Origin of the sequence: Leifsonia sp. T36S-04, assembly GCF_042465655.1 — a bacterium.
In the GTDB taxonomy this organism is placed as follows: Bacteria; Actinomycetota; Actinomycetes; order Actinomycetales; family Microbacteriaceae; genus Leifsonia.
This window is the reverse complement of record NZ_CP146286.1, coordinates 2,520,620-2,536,455: the sequence shown is the minus strand read 5'-3', so window position 1 is coordinate 2,536,455 and position 15,836 is coordinate 2,520,620. Positions and strand designations below refer to the sequence as shown.

General features: G+C 70.3%; 14 protein-coding genes. 9 read left to right on the top strand and 5 right to left on the bottom strand.

Features of this window, described 5'->3' with window-relative positions; genetic code table 11:
- Positions 1 to 51: 51 nt before the first annotated feature.
- The 4 genes from P3F85_RS12320 to P3F85_RS12305 are packed head-to-tail and all read right to left on the bottom strand — an operon-like array spanning position 52 to position 2,686.
- The gene (locus P3F85_RS12320; protein WP_374007883.1) at positions 52 to 480 is read right to left on the bottom strand and encodes a hypothetical protein; all 429 of its coding nucleotides are present in this window, start codon (positions 478 to 480) and stop codon (positions 52 to 54) included.
- Positions 464 to 1,159, bottom strand: coding sequence for a signal peptidase I (locus tag P3F85_RS12315; protein ID WP_374007881.1), 696 nt, complete (start codon positions 1,157 to 1,159; stop codon positions 464 to 466). Before P3F85_RS12315 ends, P3F85_RS12320 begins: the two co-directional genes overlap by 17 nt.
- Positions 1,156 to 2,067 (bottom strand): hypothetical protein, encoded by a 912-nt coding sequence (locus P3F85_RS12310; protein ID WP_374007880.1) that lies wholly within the window; start codon positions 2,065 to 2,067, stop codon positions 1,156 to 1,158. Before P3F85_RS12310 ends, P3F85_RS12315 begins: the two co-directional genes overlap by 4 nt.
- A 46-nt stretch (positions 2,068 to 2,113) precedes the next feature.
- Positions 2,114 to 2,686 carry an alternate-type signal peptide domain-containing protein gene (locus P3F85_RS12305; RefSeq protein WP_374010927.1) on the bottom strand — a complete coding sequence of 191 codons (573 nt, stop codon included), beginning with the start codon at positions 2,684 to 2,686 and terminating at the stop codon, positions 2,114 to 2,116.
- A gap of 411 nt (positions 2,687 to 3,097) precedes the next feature.
- Here P3F85_RS12305 and P3F85_RS12300 point away from each other — a divergent pair, with 411 nt between their 5' ends.
- The 8 genes from P3F85_RS12300 (at position 3,098) to P3F85_RS12265 (ending at position 12,340) form a co-directional block, all read left to right on the top strand.
- A complete protein-coding gene (locus P3F85_RS12300) occupies positions 3,098 to 4,618 on the top strand; it encodes a D-alanyl-D-alanine carboxypeptidase/D-alanyl-D-alanine-endopeptidase (RefSeq protein WP_374007879.1) in 1,521 nt (506 codons plus the stop codon).
- Between the two features lie 42 nt (positions 4,619 to 4,660).
- On the top strand, positions 4,661 to 5,236 hold the full coding sequence (locus P3F85_RS12295) for an isochorismatase family protein (protein WP_374007877.1): 576 nt from the start codon (positions 4,661 to 4,663) through the stop codon (positions 5,234 to 5,236).
- A gap of 127 nt (positions 5,237 to 5,363) precedes the next feature.
- A complete protein-coding gene (locus P3F85_RS12290; protein WP_374010926.1) occupies positions 5,364 to 7,544 on the top strand; it encodes an efflux RND transporter permease subunit in 2,181 nt (726 codons plus the stop codon).
- A gap of 43 nt (positions 7,545 to 7,587) precedes the next feature.
- A complete protein-coding gene (locus P3F85_RS12285; protein ID WP_374007876.1) occupies positions 7,588 to 8,307 on the top strand; it encodes an alpha/beta fold hydrolase in 720 nt (239 codons plus the stop codon).
- A 51-nt stretch (positions 8,308 to 8,358) separates the two neighbouring features.
- Complete coding sequence (locus P3F85_RS12280; RefSeq protein ID WP_374007874.1) at positions 8,359 to 8,886, top strand: Lrp/AsnC family transcriptional regulator; 528 nt, start codon at positions 8,359 to 8,361, stop codon at positions 8,884 to 8,886.
- Positions 8,879 to 10,342 carry an NAD-dependent succinate-semialdehyde dehydrogenase gene (locus P3F85_RS12275; protein WP_374007872.1) on the top strand — a complete coding sequence of 488 codons (1,464 nt, stop codon included), beginning with the start codon at positions 8,879 to 8,881 and terminating at the stop codon, positions 10,340 to 10,342. Before P3F85_RS12280 ends, P3F85_RS12275 begins: the two co-directional genes overlap by 8 nt.
- A 1-nt stretch (position 10,343) precedes the next feature.
- Complete coding sequence (locus P3F85_RS12270) at positions 10,344 to 11,534, top strand: acetyl-CoA C-acyltransferase (RefSeq protein ID WP_374007871.1); 1,191 nt, start codon at positions 10,344 to 10,346, stop codon at positions 11,532 to 11,534.
- 44 nt (positions 11,535 to 11,578) lie between these two features.
- Entirely contained in the window at positions 11,579 to 12,340 is a 762-nt protein-coding gene (locus P3F85_RS12265) for a 3-hydroxyacyl-CoA dehydrogenase (RefSeq protein WP_374007870.1), read from the top strand.
- 68 nt (positions 12,341 to 12,408) lie between these two features.
- Here the strand turns inward: P3F85_RS12265 and P3F85_RS12260 are convergent, their stop codons facing one another.
- Positions 12,409 to 13,863 (bottom strand): helix-turn-helix domain-containing protein, encoded by a 1,455-nt coding sequence (locus tag P3F85_RS12260; RefSeq protein WP_374007869.1) that lies wholly within the window; start codon positions 13,861 to 13,863, stop codon positions 12,409 to 12,411.
- Between the two features lie 115 nt (positions 13,864 to 13,978).
- On the opposite strand from P3F85_RS12260, the gene P3F85_RS12255 reads away from it, so the two are divergent.
- Positions 13,979 to 15,811, top strand: coding sequence for a phosphoenolpyruvate carboxykinase (GTP) (locus P3F85_RS12255; protein ID WP_374007867.1), 1,833 nt, complete (start codon positions 13,979 to 13,981; stop codon positions 15,809 to 15,811).
- The last annotated feature ends 25 nt before the right edge of the window (positions 15,812 to 15,836 follow it).

The following is a 15,836-nucleotide window of genomic DNA, read 5'->3' as shown; positions in this document are numbered from 1 at the left end:
TCTGATCCGGAAGGCCCGTCCGCCGGAGACGGTCGAGGCCGCGCGACCCGCTCAGTTGCTGTACGGGACCGCGACCGGGCCGCCGAACGACGAGTCGTGGCTCGCGGACGTGACGGTGTCCGACCGGTAGTCGGTGCTGAGGGCCACCGGCGCTGCATACGGCGCGACGGGAGCGACGGGAGCAACAGCTGCGACCGCGGGGACGGCGGGGACCGCCGCGACCGCCGGGCGCGGGTCTGCGGACTTCTCGAACTCGGTCTCCTTCAGACCGATCTTCTGAAGCTGCTCGGTCGTCCAGCCCGCCTTGACGGCTGCGCTCCACCCCTCCTCGTATGCGGCGAGCGCCTCGTGGATGGCGTTGCGCTGCTTGGCGAGCTCGCGGATGGCGCTGATGCGCGCTTCGATCTCCGACTCGAGCATCACGTGCGCGAGCGAAGCGGCTGCGTCGGGGTCGACGGAGGCGTCAGTGGAAAACGTCATGGTCGTTCATCCTTCGATTCGGGTTCGAAAGTGCCGGAGCACGTCGGAGTGGTCCTGCACCGACGCTCTCACGGCCGGGCTCCGCGGGGGCAGCCCCCACTTCGGGTAGGGCCTCGCCGGGGGTTCCTGCGTTCCTCCGCCGACGAGAGGCGGCCGCCAACGGGCCACGCAGGATCATGTAGGCGGAGTACAGCAGGAGCAGCACGCCCAGGGCCGGCAGGATCCACGAACGTTGCCCGTGGTCGAGGGCGCTGTTCACGTAGCCCAGCAGCGGAACGCTGTACCAGACGACACCGCGGACCTGGGCCGGGATGACGGGCGCGATATCCGCCTCCGCGTTGTTGTCGCCCTTGGTGGTGAACGTCAGACCACCCGTGGTCGACCGGGTGATCGCGACCACGCGATGCGACACGACGGCCGGGTCTCCTGAACGAATCTGGTAGGTCATCACGTCGCCGATGCGGATCTGATGCACCGGCACCGGCTTCACGATGACGAGCGTCCCTGGCGGGAGCGTCGGCTCCATGGACGAGGTGAGGATGGTCGCGGGAGTCGCTCCGGCGACTTTCGGCACGACGATGGCGGCGAGCGCGACCAGGATGACGAGGCCGAGGAGGCCGGCACTCAACCCCAAGCCGAGGTACTCCAGCACCGACTTCGTCTTCGTGGGCGCCGTCATGGCGTCACCGGGCGGTCGGTACGTGGCACGACCACGATGGTCGCTACAGGAGAGGTCAGGCCGACGGCATCCCGGGCTACCACGGAGTAGGTGTAACCCGTGCCGGCGGCCGCGCTGTCGTCGGTGAACGTCAGCGAGGAGGTGGAGCCGATCGGCAGGGCGGTGTCGCTGCGATACACGTCGTAGGCGACCACGCCCACGTTGTCCGTCGCGGCGGCCCACGACAGGGCGACCGCGTCGGTCGTTCCCGCAGCGGTGCTCTCGGCCGGGCTGGCGGTCAAGCCCGAGGGGGACGACGGAGGGAGGTCATCGGTGAACGACTGCCGGGCACCGGCGGTCGCAGTGCTCGACCAGCTGGTGCCGGCCTTCACGGTCGTGGTGATCGCCAGGTCGACGGCCGAGCCGCTGGCGATCCCGGATGCCGCAGCCACGTCCATGGTCGCGCGAACGCAGAAGGCGCTCGACGCGCCGGGGCCGAGCGTGCCGGTCAGGGGCACACCCGCTGCCGACGCCCAGCTGGTGGAGTAGGCGGTCGACGGTGCGACGGCCGAGGGGGTGCAGGATGCAGTGCTCGCGGCGGGCCACGCAACGACCGAGATGGCCGCTGCCAGAGGTCCCGAGCTGCCGGGCCCGAGCGTCGCGACGGATGTCACCGAGGTGGTGACCGTGCTCGTGTTCGTGACGAGCACGCCTCCGGTCGCGCTGGTGAGCCCGGACCGGAAGGCGACGTCGAGGGGCGGCGCGATCGTCTCGCTCACCGAGACGGTCGCCGCCGTGACGGTCCCCCCATCCGTTCGGGCGGCGCTGTTCCAGAGAGCGTAGCTTCCGGTGCCGGGAAGGAGGGCGACGACGACCGCAGCCAGCGCGCCGGCGCCGAGCACACTCCACGCTCCACGCACACCGGCCATCGTCGCCCCGCCTCCCTCGCTCGCCTGACCGGCCGCGTTCGCCGTGTTACTGCTGCGCCAGCTTGAAGGCGAGCTTCGTCAGGTCGATGGTGCCGCCCTGTGCGGCCGTGCCCGCTGCATCGAAGGGTGCACTCAGCACGATGGTGACCGTCTTCGTGCCCAGGGCGCCGGTGACTTTGTACGAGTACGGCGCAGGGCCCGCGGTGAGTCCGGCGGGCAGGGTCCCGGGGATCGTCATGGTCGCGGTGCGCGCCAGAGCGCTCGCGAGCTCCGAGCTGGCGGTGTTGCCGCCGACGACGATCGACGTGGGGTCGAGGCTCAGGATCGCGGAGAGGTTGTCGCCGGAGGCCGAGATGTCGACCTTCTGGGTGAGGGTGAGGGTGTCGCCCGGCACGATGCGGAAGGCGCTGATGGACGGGATCGCGGACGTCACGCCGCCGTGGGTGACCGTCCAGACCGCGGCGGAACCGGGGGTGTTCGCAATCGTCATCGTCCCCGACTGCACGGTGCCGGCCTGGGCGCTGGCGGCGCCGTTCCACAGGGCGAAGGATCTGGCGCCCCCGAGGAGGAGGGCGACGCCCGCAGCTCCGGCGATCGCGCCTCTGACGAACCTGTTCATCACGCACTCACATTCTGTTCGGGTCAGGACCCGGCAGGCGCAGGCGCGCTCGAGGTGAGCGTCACGGGGTGCGGCGTCGTCGGGTCGACGTTGAGCGATGCCCCGGAATCGGGGCGGTTCCGCGAGCGGACGGGTTCCCCTCGCGAGCCGCCCGCGACCGAAAGGTCGGGTCGGTCACGGCGGCTCAGACATGACAGTAGTTGTCCGCATTATGGAGGACAAGACCGTTCTGTACACCCAGAAAGGGGTACAAAACCGCTCCCTCGCGTCGAGCTCCAAAGCTGCGCGCTTGGGGCGATGACGCTCCATCTCTGCGTCCACGAACGGGTCTTCCGCTCGAATGTTGCGCATAGCGCCCTGCTGGCGTGCGGTCCCAACGCGGTGTTCAGAAAGCCCGGGTAGCATACCCGGATGCACGAATCGGACCAGCCGATCACAGCGCCCGACCCGTCCACACCCCCCTCGACTCCGGCCTCCCCACCCGCCGGCCTGGTGGGCGGCGTCATGGCGACGATCCGCAAGCACCCGACGGCGTGGATGGCCGGGGCGGCCGCCGCTGTCTTCGTGCTGCTGGGCGCGGGCAGCGTCGCGCTCGGGGCGACGGTCGGCGCACCAGCGGCTGCCGCAGGCGTGGCCACCCCCTCGGCCACTCCCACCCCCACCCGTACCGCGACGCCGACACCGACGCCCACGGCCGACCTTGCCCGTCCTGTGCCCGCGAACCAGGCCGTGGCGACCCGCATACGCACGTGCTCGGTGGCGGGTCTCGCCGCCGACGGGCGTCTCGGCAGCCTGGAGGCGCAGGTCGTCAACGCGAAGACCGGTCAGACCCTGTTCGACCGCAACGGCGTCAAGCCCGGGCCGACGGCCTCCGTCCTCAAGACCCTCACCTCGGCGGCTGCACTCGCCACTCTCGGGCCGGACTACCGCGTCCCCACGACCGTGGTGGCGGGCAGCACCCCGGGTCAGATCGTCATCGTCGGCGGCGGGGATGTCACCCTCTCCCGCCTGCCCGACGGCCAGGCGTCCTTCTACACCGGCGCCCCGAAGATCCAGGACCTCGCCAACCAGGTGAAGCAGGCGATGGGCGGCCAGCCGATCACCTCGATCGTGGTCGACGCCTCGCTGTTCGGCGCTCCCTTCTGGCAGCCGAGCTGGGACGAGCGCGAGGAGCGCGTGGTCGAGGGCTCCACCCCGTACATGACCTCCCTCATGGTGGACGGCGACCGCGACGACCCCACCGCGGTCGAGTCGCCGCGGAGCACCGACCCTGTCGCGCGGGCGGTGCAGTACTTCCAGCAGTACCTCGGCACCGGCGTCGGCGTCAGCCAGGGCGTCGCGCCGGCGGGCGCCCGCCAGCTCGGCGTGGTCCAGTCGCAGCCGGTGACCACGCTGATCGACCAGGCCATGCGCGTCTCCGACAACACGATCATGGAAGAGCTCGCCCGGCTGGTCGCCATCAAGAACGGCGCGGGCAACACCTTCGATGCCCTCAATGCCGGTGTTCTCGCGGGGCTCAAGGGCTACGGGATCGACACCGCGGGCATCCACATCGCCGACGGCTCCGGCCTGAGCGCCGACAACGCGGTGCCACCGTCGTACCTCACCCAGCTCTTCATCAAGGTGCTCAACCGGCAGAACGGCCTCGGGGTCGTCTACGACGGCCTTCCCGTCGCGGGCAAGTCGGGCACCCTCGGGCCGGGCTACAACCGGTTCACCGGCTCGAGTTCTGCCGCGCGCGGTGCGGTCTTCGCGAAGACCGGGTGGATCGACCACGGCTACACGCTGTCGGGCATCATCAACGCCGCCGACGGGACGCCGCTCACCTTCGCTGTGTTCGCGCTCGGGAACGTCGGCGACAATGCCAAGCAGGCCATCGACAGTCTCGTCACCGGCTTCTACAAGTGCGGGGACAATCTCTCCAACGGCTGAACTTCATCCGTTCGGCCGGAACAGCGATCCCGGGAGGACCGAATGGGCAGAGCGCTCTTCATCGTCGACGTTCAGAACGACTTCACCGAGGGCGGCGCGCTCGGGGTGGCGGGCGGCGCTGCCGTCGCCCAGGGCGTGACCGACTTTCTCCGGGAGCATGCCGACGACTACGACATGATCGTCGCGAGCCGTGACTGGCACGACGGCGACAACGACAACGGCGGGCATTTCGCGACGGATGGCGCGCCGGACTTCGCGTCCAGCTGGCCGCCACATTGCGTCGCGGGCACGGCCGGCGCGGAGTACCACCCGGCGTTCGACACGACGCGGGTCACCTTTCACGTGCACAAGGGACAGGGCCGGCCGGCGTACTCGCTGTTCGAGGGCCTGACCGAGTCCGGGGAGTCCGTGCACGACATCCTCGGCCGGTACGACATCCACTCGGTCGACATCGCGGGTATCGCGACCGACTACTGCGTCCGCGCCTCGGCGCTGGATGCTCTGGAGCACGGCCAGCGGGTGCGCGTGCTGACCTCGCTGATCGCCGGAGTCGCTCCGACCACCTCGGAGGCTGCGCTCGCCGAACTCGCGGGCGCCGGTGCCGAGCTCGTGGCCTGACCGCAATCGCGTGGACGGATGGGTGAGATCGCGCTACCCTGATTGCTAGCTCATCTAGTAATCAGGAGGCGAAGTGTCCAAGGGCGTCGTTGACGAGGAGAAGGTCGCCGGCACAGCGGGCCCCAGCGTGCGGCGCCCGATCCGTGAACCCGCCCGCTGGCTGCGGATCGTCGTTCCGGCCGCGCTCATCCTGATCTGGCTGGTCCTCGCCGGAATCGGCGGTCCGACGTTCGGCAAGCTCTCCGGGGTCTCCAGCAACGACCAGGCAGCGTTCCTCCCGGCCAGCGCCGAGTCCACCGAGGTGCAGGACTGGCAGAAGCGCTTCACCGACTCGGGCTCCATCCCGGCGATCGTGGTCGTGGAGGCGCAGGAGGCCATCCCGAAGGACGCGCTCGCCACGACGTACGCCGACCTGGGCACGAAGCTCGGAGAGGTGGATGGCGTCCAGGCCCCGGCCGAGGGGGCGAGCACGAGCGTCGCGGGCCCGATCCCGTCGCAGGACGGCCGTGCCGTCGAGTACATCGTGCCGGTAGCCGACTCGGACGGGCTCAAGACCGTCGTCGCCGACCTCCGGGCGGTCGCCGCCGCAGGCATCCCCGATGGCGCGCAGGTGTGGGTCACCGGCCCGGCGGGGCTCACAGCCGATCTCGTGAACGCCTTCGGAGGCATCGACGGCGTGCTGCTGCTGGTGGCGGTTGCTGCGGTCTTCGTCATCCTGCTGCTCGTGTATCGCGCGCTGCTCCTGCCGTTCCTGGTGCTGCTGACGTCGATCTTCGCGCTCTGCGCCGCCATCCTCATCGTCTACCTGTTCGCGCTGTGGGGCTGGATCAAGCTGTCCGGTCAGAGCCAGGGCATCCTCTCCATCCTGGTGATCGGGGCGGCGACCGACTACTCCCTGCTGCTCGTCTCCCGCTACCGGGAAGCACTCGAGCAGGACGCGTCGCGCTGGGTGGCCATCCTGCGTGCCTGGAGGGGCGCGTTCGAGCCCATCGTCGCGTCGGGCGCGACCGTCATCCTCGCCCTTCTGTGCCTGCTGTTCTCGGATCTCAACTCGAACAAGAGCCTCGGCCCGATCGCCGCCATCGGCATCGTGTTCTCGCTCTTCTCGGCGCTGACCCTGCTGCCCGCCCTCCTCGCGATCTTCGGCCGTGCCGCGTTCTGGCCGTTCAGGCCCGTCGTCGGCGGGCGCATCCACAAGCACCAGGACGGCGTCACCTACGCCGGTCTGGAGGGTGTGCGCGGGCTGTGGCGTCGCGTCGGAGGGCTGATCGCCCGCCGCCCTCGGGTGACCTGGATCGTCTCGTTCGTGCTCCTCGCCGCCTGCGCCCTGGGACTCACCCAGCTGAAGGCCAACGGGGTGCAGCAGACCGACGTGATCCTGTCGCAATCGGATGCCGTGGACGGGCAGGCGATCGTCGCGAAGCACTTCGACGCCGGTTCCGGTTCCCCTGTGGTGATCGTGGCGCCCGAGGGCGACGCGGATGCGGTGCTCGCCGCCACGAAGCAGACCGACGGCATCGCCTCCGCCGCGTTCTACACCGGAGGAGGCCGTCCGCAGCCCGGCGCGCCAGCGGATCCGGTGGTCAAGGACGGACACGTCCTCATCCAGGCGACACTGGCGTCCGCGCCCGACTCGGCGAAATCGGAGGCGGTGGTCACCGACCTGCGCACTTCGCTCTCGACCGACGGCTCGGTGCTCGTGGGCGGGGTCACCGCGATCGCACTGGACACCAACGAGACGGCGCAGAGCGACCTCGCGAAGATCATTCCGATCGTGCTGGCGGTGATCCTCGTGATCCTGATGCTGCTGCTGAGGTCGATCCTGGCGCCGGTCCTCCTGATCGGAAGCGTCGTGCTCTCGTACGCGGCCGCCCTGGGCGTCTCGGCGCTGGTCTTCAACCACGTGTTCGGCTTCCCGGGCGCGGATGCGGCGGTGCCGCTCTTCGGTTTCGTCTTCCTCGTCGCGCTCGGGGTGGATTACAACATCTTCCTCATGACGCGCGTGCGGGAGGAGTCCCTCCACCTGGGCACGCGCCCGGGCATCCTGCGCGGACTCGGGATGACGGGCAGCGTCATCACCTCGGCCGGGGTGGTCCTGGCGGCGACGTTCGCGGCGCTCGCGGTCATCCCGATCCTGTTCCTGGTGCAGATCGCGTTCATCGTGGCCTTCGGCGTGCTGCTCGACACGGTCATCGTGCGCTCGCTGCTGGTCCCCGCGGCGTCGTACGACATCGGCCGCGCGATCTGGTGGCCCTCGAAGCTGTGGCGGGACGCCCGGAACGTGGACCGTGCGGAGGTCTCCTCCTGACCTCCGGCTTGCCCGCACGGGCGCCGTGAGCGAGAGTGGCGTCATGGCGCGCCTCCACGTCGAACGGTATCCCGGTGCCGACCCCGTGCTGCTCGTCCACGGTTTCGCCTCCACGGGCGCCCTGACCTGGGAGGCGACGGGGTGGGTCGCCGCGCTCGCCGAGGCGGGCCGCGGCGCGATCGTCCCCGACCTCCGCGGGCACGGAGGGAGCGACGCCCCGCACGAGGCGGACGCGTACTCGCCCCAGCTGCTCGCCGGAGACCTGCTGGCGGTCCTCGACGCGGAGGGCCTCGCCCGGGTGGATGTGATGGGCTACTCGATGGGCAGCTGGGTGTCTCTCGCGCTCGTAGGGCTCGCGCCGCACCGCGTCCGGCGGCTGGTCGTCGGCGGCGTCGGGACGGTCGAGCAGTTCGGGTACTGGGGCGTGCCGGCCGTGCAGGCGGCGTTGCGGGGCGACGCGACTGCGCTGGATGCGTCCAGCCCGCTGGCGCCGCTGCTCGCCTCGCTTCGCCAAGCGCCGGGAGTGGACCGCGAGGCGTTGGCGGCGTGCGCTGCAGGGATGGCGGCGCATCCGCTCCCACTGCAAAGTTCGGTGCCGACCATGCTCGTGGTCGGCGACGCGGACCCGGTGGCGCACGGCTCGGGGGAGGCGGCGCGCCTGCTGGGAGCCGAATTGGTCGTCCTGCCCAGGAGGAACCACGTGACGACGCTGAGCGCGCGCGGTTTCAAGGCCGCCGCGCTGCCGTTCCTCGCAGGAGCGTAGGTCACGCGGGTACCCTGCGTCGTACGATGTGCGAGGACCGAAGGAGGCCGCATGATCGACAAGCTCGATGCCGAGCTGATCGCGCTGCTGGCCGCGGAGCCCCGGCTCGGCGTGTTCGAAGCGTCGCGGCGCCTCGGTGTGGCCCGCGGCACCGTCCAGGCGCGGTTGGACCGGCTCCAGCGTTCGGGCGTGGTGCGGGACTTCGCCCCGACGGTCGACACCGACCGCCTCGGTTTCCCGGTGACCGCCTTCGTGACGGTGGAGCTGTCGCTCAGTGACGAGCATCGCGACCACGACGTCGTCGATCACCTGCGCGGCATCCCCGAGGTGCTCGAGGTCCACACCATCACGGGATCCGGCGACCTGCTGGTCCGGGCCGTGGCCCGAACGAACACCGACCTGCAGCGGGTCATCGACCGCATCGACGGCGACCGTGCGGTGGCGCGGTCGTCCACCGTCATCGCCCTGACGACGGTGATCGACCACCGGACCGTGCCGCTTGTTCAGTCCGCCGTCGATGCCGACGACGACGGATCGACCACAGAATCGACCACAGAGGGGAATGCGGCTGATGGATGAGAAGACCCTGCTCGAACGCGTGCCGGACGGGCTCTACATCGCAGGGGAGTGGACCGCCGGTGCGGCGGGCACCTTCCCGGTGTTCGACCCGGCGACCGGGAACCGGATCAAGGAGATCGCCGACGCATCGCCCGAGGACGGCATCCGGGCTCTGGATGCCGCGGTGGCGGCCGCCGCCGACTGGGCGGCGACCCCCGCGCGCGTTCGCGGCGAGATCCTCCGTCGTGCCTTCGACCTGCTGCAGGAACGGCGGGACGAGTTCGCGCTGCTGATGACGCTCGAGATGGGCAAGCCGCTCGCAGAGGCAAGCGGCGAGGTGACGTACGGCGGGGAGTTCCTCCGCTGGTTCTCCGAGGAGGCGGTCCGCATCTCCGGTCGCTACGGTGCGAACCCCGAGGGCACCGGGCGGATGATCGTGTCGCAGCATCCCGTCGGCCCGTGCTTCCTCATCACGCCGTGGAACTTCCCCCTGGCGATGGCCACCCGCAAGATCGCCCCGGCGCTCGCCGCCGGCTGCACCGTCGTCATCAAGCCGGCGGAGCTGACACCGCTGACCACCCTGTACTTCGCGAAGCTCCTGGAAGACGCCGGCCTCCCCGGAGGCGTGCTCAACGTCGTCACGACGACGACGTCGGGAAAGGTGTCGGCCCCGATCATCGCCGACCCGCGGCTCCGCAAGCTCTCGTTCACCGGCTTGACCGAGGTCGGCCGAAAGCTGCTGCAGCAGGCGTCGCAGAACGTCCTCCGCACCTCCATGGAGCTCGGCGGCAACGCACCCTTCGTGGTCTTCGACGACGCCGACCTCGACCGCGCGGTCGACGGGGCGATGGTGGCCAAGTTCCGGAACATCGGTGAGGCCTGCACCGCGGCCAACCGGTTCATCGTGCACGAGGCCGTGGCCGATGAGTTCGCGAAGCGCGTCACCGAGCGGGTGAACGGGCTGAAGGTGGGCCGCGGAACCGAGGAGGGCGTCGCCATCGGACCTCTCATCAACGAGGACGCGGTCGAGAAGGTCTCCCAGCTGCTGCAGGATGCGGTCACGCGAGGAGCGACCGTGCTTACCGGCGGCTCGCGGGTGGAGGGCACCGGGACCTTCTTCGAGCCGACCGTCGTGACCGACGTCCGTCCGGGCAGCGAGATCCTCCGCCAGGAGATCTTCGGCCCGGTGCTGTCCATCATCCGGTTCTCGGACGAGGACGAGGCGGTGCGCCTGGCCAACGACACGGAGTACGGGCTGGTGTCGTACGTCTTCACCCGCGATCTGGCGCGCGGGCAGCGCATGATCGACCGGCTCGAGACGGGCATGATGGGCCTCAACGTCGGCGTGGTCTCCAACGCGGCCGCTCCGTTCGGCGGCGTCAAGCAGTCCGGACTCGGTCGCGAGGGCGGTGCCGAGGGCATCCACGAGTACCTGAACACCAAGTACACGCTGACGCCGAACCCGTTCGGAGCCTGAGATGGCGCGCACCGAAGCGGTCATCGTCGATGCGATCCGGACGCCCTCGGGACGCGGCAAGGCGGACGGCGAGCTCTCCGACATCCACCCCGCCGACCTTCTCGCGGGGGTGCTGCTCGAGCTCGTCGGGCGTACCGGCATCGATCCAGGCGTCGTGGACGACGTGATCGGTGGCTGTGTCACCCAGTCCGGCGAGCAGGCCGGCAACATCACGCGCACGGCGGTGCTCAGCGCCGGCTTCCCCGAGAGCGTTCCGGCCGTCACCGTCGACCGGCAGTGCGGCTCCAGCCAGCAAGCCGCGGCCTTCGCGGCGCAGGGCGTCATCTCCGGCGCGTACGACGTCGTGATCGCGTGCGGGGTCGAGTCGATGAGCCGCGTGCCGATGGGGTCGAACGTGCAGGGCGCCGACCTCGGAGGAGCGCTGCTCGCGAGCCGGTACCCGGACGGGCTGGTGAACCAGGGTGTGGCGGCGGAGCTGATCGCCGACCGCTGGGGGTTCAGTCGCGCACAGCTGGACGACTACGCTGCCGAGTCGCACGGCCGCGCGGCGTGGGCCGCGGCGAGCGGAGCCTTCGAGAACGAGCTCGTCGCCGTCCCGACGCCCGACTCGGGCAGCGTCGTGGCGGACGAGACCATCCGTGCCGGGACGACGGCCGAGGCACTGGCGCAACTGCGTCCGGTGTTCCGCAGCGACCGTCTCGCCGAGCGTTTTCCGCAGCTGGAGTGGAGGATCACGGCGGGCAATTCGTCTCCGCTGACGGATGGCGCGTCCGCCGCGCTCATCATGAGCGCCGACGCCGCGAAGCGGCTCGGGCTGCGCCCGCGGGCGCGCTTCCACTCGTTCGCGGTCGCGGGGAGCGATCCGCTGCTGATGCTGACGGGCATCCTGCCCGCCACGCGCAAGCTGCTCGACCGCAGCGGCGTCCGGCGGGGCGACATCGATGCCTACGAGGTCAACGAAGCGTTCGCACCCATCCCGCTGCTGTGGAAGGAGGAATTCGGGGTCGACCCGTCGAAGCTGAACCCGCGGGGAGGCGCGATCGCCCTGGGGCACGCGCTCGGCTCGTCCGGCACCCGACTGCTCGCCACCCTGCTGAACGAGGTGGAGGCCCGGGGCGGCCGGTTCGGGCTCCAGACCATGTGCGAGGGCGGCGGCACCGCGAACGCGACCCTCATCGAAGTGCTGCGCTGACCGGCGCGGACCATCCATCCACTCGCCCATACCGAAGGAGAACCATGCAGCTCGACGGATGCTCCGCCCTCGTCACCGGCGGAGCCAGCGGCCTGGGCAACGCCACCGCACACGCGCTCACCGATGCCGGCGCACATGTCGTCATCCTCGACCTGCCTCGCTCAGAGGGCGAGAAAGCGGCCGTCGCCCTCGGGCCCACCGCGCGGTTCGTGCCCGCGGACGTGACCGACGAGGAGCAGGTGCAGGAGGCGATCGCCACAGCCGCCGGCCTGGGGCCGCTCCGCGTCGTGGTCAATTGTGCGGGCATCGCGACGGCCGAGAAGGTCATCGGCCGCGACGGGCTCATGCCGCTCGATCACTTCGAGCGCGTCATCCGCGTCAACCTCGTCGGAACGTTCAACGTCGTTCGCCTCGCGGCCGCCGCCATCGCGCAGACCGAGCCGGAGGGGGAGGAGCGCGGCGTGATCGTCAACACCGCCTCCGTCGCCGCGTTCGACGGCCAGATCGGGCAGACGGCCTACTCGGCGTCGAAGGGGGGAGTGGCGGCCATGACGCTGCCGCTGGCGCGGGAGTTCGCGCGCAACCTCATCCGAGTGATGACGATCGCTCCCGGGATCTTCGAGACGCCGATGATGGCCGGTCTGCCACAAGCCGCCCAGGATTCGCTGGCCGCGCAGGTGCCGCATCCCTCGCGGCTGGGCAAGCCCGCCGAGTACGCGGCGCTCGTGCGGGCGATCGTCGAGAACCCGATGCTGAACGGCGAAACGATCCGCCTCGACGGCGCGATCCGCATGCAGCCGAAGTAGCCCCGTCCTCAGTCATTCGTCACGAATCGTCGGAATCGCATCGCCGAAAGGGACATTCGTCACGAATGTCACGCGCCGGAGTGCGCCTCGAGGAAGGTGTAGACGTCCGAGTCGTCGACGCCCGGGAACGACCCCGACGGCAGCGGCGCCAGGATGTGCGCGTGCAGCCGGGCGCTCGGCCAGGCCTTCCCCGCCCACCGTCCGGAGAGTTCCGCCGGCGCCCGCTTACAGCAGGACTCGTCCGGGCAGCGCGACTCGGCCCGCGCCGTCGTCTCGCGGCCGCGGAACCACTTGGCCTCGTCGAACGGCACCCCGACGGTGATCGAGAACCCGCCCTCGGCGGTCGTCCCGGTCTGCGTCGCGCACCAGTAGGTTCCCGCGGGCGTGTCCGTGTACTGGTACAGCTCCGTCGTCCGGTTGGTGTGGGTGAACGCACTGCGGGCGCCCCACTTGCGGCACACCACCTGGCCCTCGATGGAGCCGGTCACATCCGTCGGCAGCGGCAGCCCGTCGTTCTCGTAGCCCTTGTAGAGTGCGCCGTCGTCGCCGACGCGCAGGAAGTGCATCGTCATGTCGAGGTGGCTCGTCGCCAGGTTGGTCAGCCGGAGCGCTGCCGCCTCGTGGGTCACCCCGAATGCGTCGCGGAAGTCCTCGACCGCGAGGTCACGCTCCTTCTTCGCCTGCGCCAGGAACGTCACGGCGGCGTCCCGGGGCATGAGGCAGCAGGCCGCGAAGTAGTTGATCTCCAGCCGCTGCCGCAGGAAGTCCGCGTACGACTTCGGCCGGGTGTGCCCCAGGAGCCGGTGCGCCATCGCCTGCAGCGCCATCGACCGGAGGCCGTGGCCGCCCGGGATGGACGCCGGCGGCAGGTAGATGCGCCCGTTCTCCAGGTCGGTGATCGACCGGGCCGACCGGGGCAGGTCGTTGACGTAGATGAGTTCGAACCCGAGCTTCTCGGCCATCACGCTGACCTCGCGGTGCGTGAGAGCGCCGCGGGTGTGACCGGAGGCGCGGACCTGCTGCTCCGCCAGATCCTCGATCTCGGGCATGTAGTTGTTCTGCGCGCGCATCCGCTCGCGCAGCTCGGTGTTGGCGCGGCGGGCCTCCTCGGGCGTCGCGATGGCCTCGCTGGCGCGGCGGCCGAGCTCCCGGTGCAGCCCGACGAGTGAGCGGAGCGTCTCGGTCGGCGTGCCCTTGGTCGGCTTGACCGCGGGTAGGCCCAGCGACGCGTACAGCGGACCGCGCTGGGCGCGCGCGAGCTCGATCTCCAGGGCGGCGCGCTCGTCGGGCGGCTCGGCGGACAGCAGGTCGGCCGGTTGCACCCCGAGGGCCGTCGCTAGGGTGCCGAGCAGGCTGATGCGCGGCTCGCGTTTGCCGTTCTCGATCAGCGACAGCTGGCTCGCCGCGATCCCGGCCGCGGCGCCGAGGTCGTCGAGGGTCATGCCGCGCTGCGTGCGGAAGTGGCGGATGCGGTGGCCGAGCGTGGCGACGTCGATGTCGCCCGCCTCCCCGGGGATGCTCATGGCTTCACGATAGCGAAAGAATTGCGATTCTTACATCCACTCTTTCTGTATGCCGGGCGCGAAACTGCCGGATGCTGGTCGTATCACCGCTTCTTTCGACGACAAGGACTCCGCTATGAGCATCGCCGAGCTGGACCTCACCGACACCGCACCCGCAGGCGGGATGTCCGCCGTGCGCTCCTGGGTCGCCGACATCGCAGCCCTCACGCAGCCGGACGCCATCGTCTGGTACGACGGTTCGCTCGCCGAGGCCGATCGGCTCACGAAGCTGCTCGTCGCTGAGGGCAAGCTGATCCGGCTCAACCCCGAGTGGCGCCCGAACAGCTTCCTCGCCCGCACCGACCCGAAGGATGTCGCCCGTGTGGAGGACCGCACCTTCATCTGCTCGGAGGACGAAGCCGACGCCGGCCCCACCAACAACTGGCGCGCGCCGGATGCGATGCGCGCCGAACTTCGCGAGGTCTTCGCCGGAAGCATGCGGGGCCGCACCCTCTACGTGGTGCCGTTCTCGATGGGACCGGTCGGCGGCCCGCTCTCGCAGGTCGGCATCCAACTCACCGACTCTGCCTACGTCGCCCTCAGCCTCGGGATGATGACCCGCGTCACCGATACCGTGCTCGATCTGATCGACGCCGGGCAGCCGTGGGTTCCGACCATCCACAGCGTCGGGCACCCGCTGATCGACGGGGACGGTGTGCGTCACGACGACGTCGCGTGGCCGTGCAGCTCGACGAAGTACATCGTGCAGTTCCCGGAGACGCGGGAGGTGTGGTCGTACGGTTCCGGCTATGGCGGCAACGCCATCCTCGCCAAGAAGTGCTTCGCCCTTCGGATCGCGTCGGTGATGGCGCGCGACGAGGGATGGCTCGCGGAGCACATGCTCATCATCAAGGTCACCTCGCCGGAGGGACGCGCCTTCCACTTCGCGGCGGCCTTCCCGTCCGCGTGCGGCAAGACGAACCTGGCGATGCTGGAGTCGAGCATCCCGGGCTGGCGCGTGGAGACGATCGGCGACGACATCGCCTGGCTGCGCCAGGGAGCGGACGGACGGCTGCGCGCCATCAACCCTGAGGCAGGCTTCTTCGGTGTCGCTCCGGGCACGGGAGAGAGCACCAACCGCACCGCGGTCGAGACACTCTGGGGCAACACGATCTTCACCAACGTGGCACTGCGCGACGACGGCGATGTCTGGTGGGAGGGGCTGACCGACGAGCCGCCTGCGCACCTGATCGACTGGGAGGGGAAGGACTGGACGCCCGACAGCGGTCGCCCGGCCGCGCATCCGAATTCCCGGTTCACCGTGAGCGCCGCGCAGTGCCCGTCCATCTCCGACGACTGGGACGCCTTCGACGGCGTGCCGATCGACGCGATCCTGTTCGGCGGACGCCGGGCCACGAACGTCCCGCTCGTGGCTCAGGCGCGGGATTGGCGGCACGGCGTGTTCATCGGCGCCACCATCTCGTCGGAGAAGACGGCCGCCGCCGAGGGCGTCGTCGGGGAGCTGCGGCGCGACCCGTTCGCGATGCTGCCGTTCTGCGGCTACAACATGGCCGACCATTGGGCCCACTGGCTGGAGATGGGCGAGAAGCTCGGCGACCAGGCTCCGGCCGTGTTCCAGGTGAACTGGTTCCGCAAGGGCGACGACGGGCGTTTCCTCTGGCCCGGGTTCAGCGAGAACGCGCGGGTGATCGAGTGGATCGCGCGCCGGGTCGAGGGCAGCGCAGGAAGCGTCGGGACGCCGATCGGGCGCCTTCCCATCGTCGACGAACTCGACCTGGACGGCCTCGACCTGCCCGCCGAGGACCTCGACGCTCTCTTCGAGGTCGACCCGCAGAGCTGGCTCGCCGAGTGCGACCTCACCGAGGAGTTCTTCGCCCGCTTCGGCGCCCGCGTCCCGGCCCCCCTCCGAGCTGAGCTCGCCTCCCTCCGCTACCACCTCCGCGCCTGACCCGCCGAGCAGCCGCCGAGCAGCC

Excerpts from the sequence above, each read along its gene's own strand:
- P3F85_RS12320 (WP_374007883.1), bottom strand. The coding sequence starts at position 480 with ATGACGTTTTCCACTGACGCCTCCGTCGACCCCGACGCAGCCGCTTCG.
- P3F85_RS12315 (WP_374007881.1), bottom strand. The coding sequence starts at position 1,159 with ATGACGGCGCCCACGAAGACGAAGTCGGTGCTGGAGTACCTCGGCTTG.
- P3F85_RS12310 (WP_374007880.1), bottom strand. The coding sequence starts at position 2,067 with ATGGCCGGTGTGCGTGGAGCGTGGAGTGTGCTCGGCGCCGGCGCGCTG.
- P3F85_RS12305 (WP_374010927.1), bottom strand. The coding sequence starts at position 2,686 with ATGAACAGGTTCGTCAGAGGCGCGATCGCCGGAGCTGCGGGCGTCGCC.
- P3F85_RS12300 (WP_374007879.1), top strand. The coding sequence starts at position 3,098 with ATGCACGAATCGGACCAGCCGATCACAGCGCCCGACCCGTCCACACCC.
- P3F85_RS12295 (WP_374007877.1), top strand. The coding sequence starts at position 4,661 with ATGGGCAGAGCGCTCTTCATCGTCGACGTTCAGAACGACTTCACCGAG.
- P3F85_RS12285 (WP_374007876.1), top strand. The coding sequence starts at position 7,588 with ATGGCGCGCCTCCACGTCGAACGGTATCCCGGTGCCGACCCCGTGCTG.
- P3F85_RS12280 (WP_374007874.1), top strand. The coding sequence starts at position 8,359 with ATGATCGACAAGCTCGATGCCGAGCTGATCGCGCTGCTGGCCGCGGAG.
- P3F85_RS12275 (WP_374007872.1), top strand. The coding sequence starts at position 8,879 with ATGGATGAGAAGACCCTGCTCGAACGCGTGCCGGACGGGCTCTACATC.
- P3F85_RS12270 (WP_374007871.1), top strand. The coding sequence starts at position 10,344 with ATGGCGCGCACCGAAGCGGTCATCGTCGATGCGATCCGGACGCCCTCG.
- P3F85_RS12265 (WP_374007870.1), top strand. The coding sequence starts at position 11,579 with ATGCAGCTCGACGGATGCTCCGCCCTCGTCACCGGCGGAGCCAGCGGC.
- P3F85_RS12260 (WP_374007869.1), bottom strand. The coding sequence starts at position 13,863 with ATGAGCATCCCCGGGGAGGCGGGCGACATCGACGTCGCCACGCTCGGC.
- P3F85_RS12255 (WP_374007867.1), top strand. The coding sequence starts at position 13,979 with ATGAGCATCGCCGAGCTGGACCTCACCGACACCGCACCCGCAGGCGGG.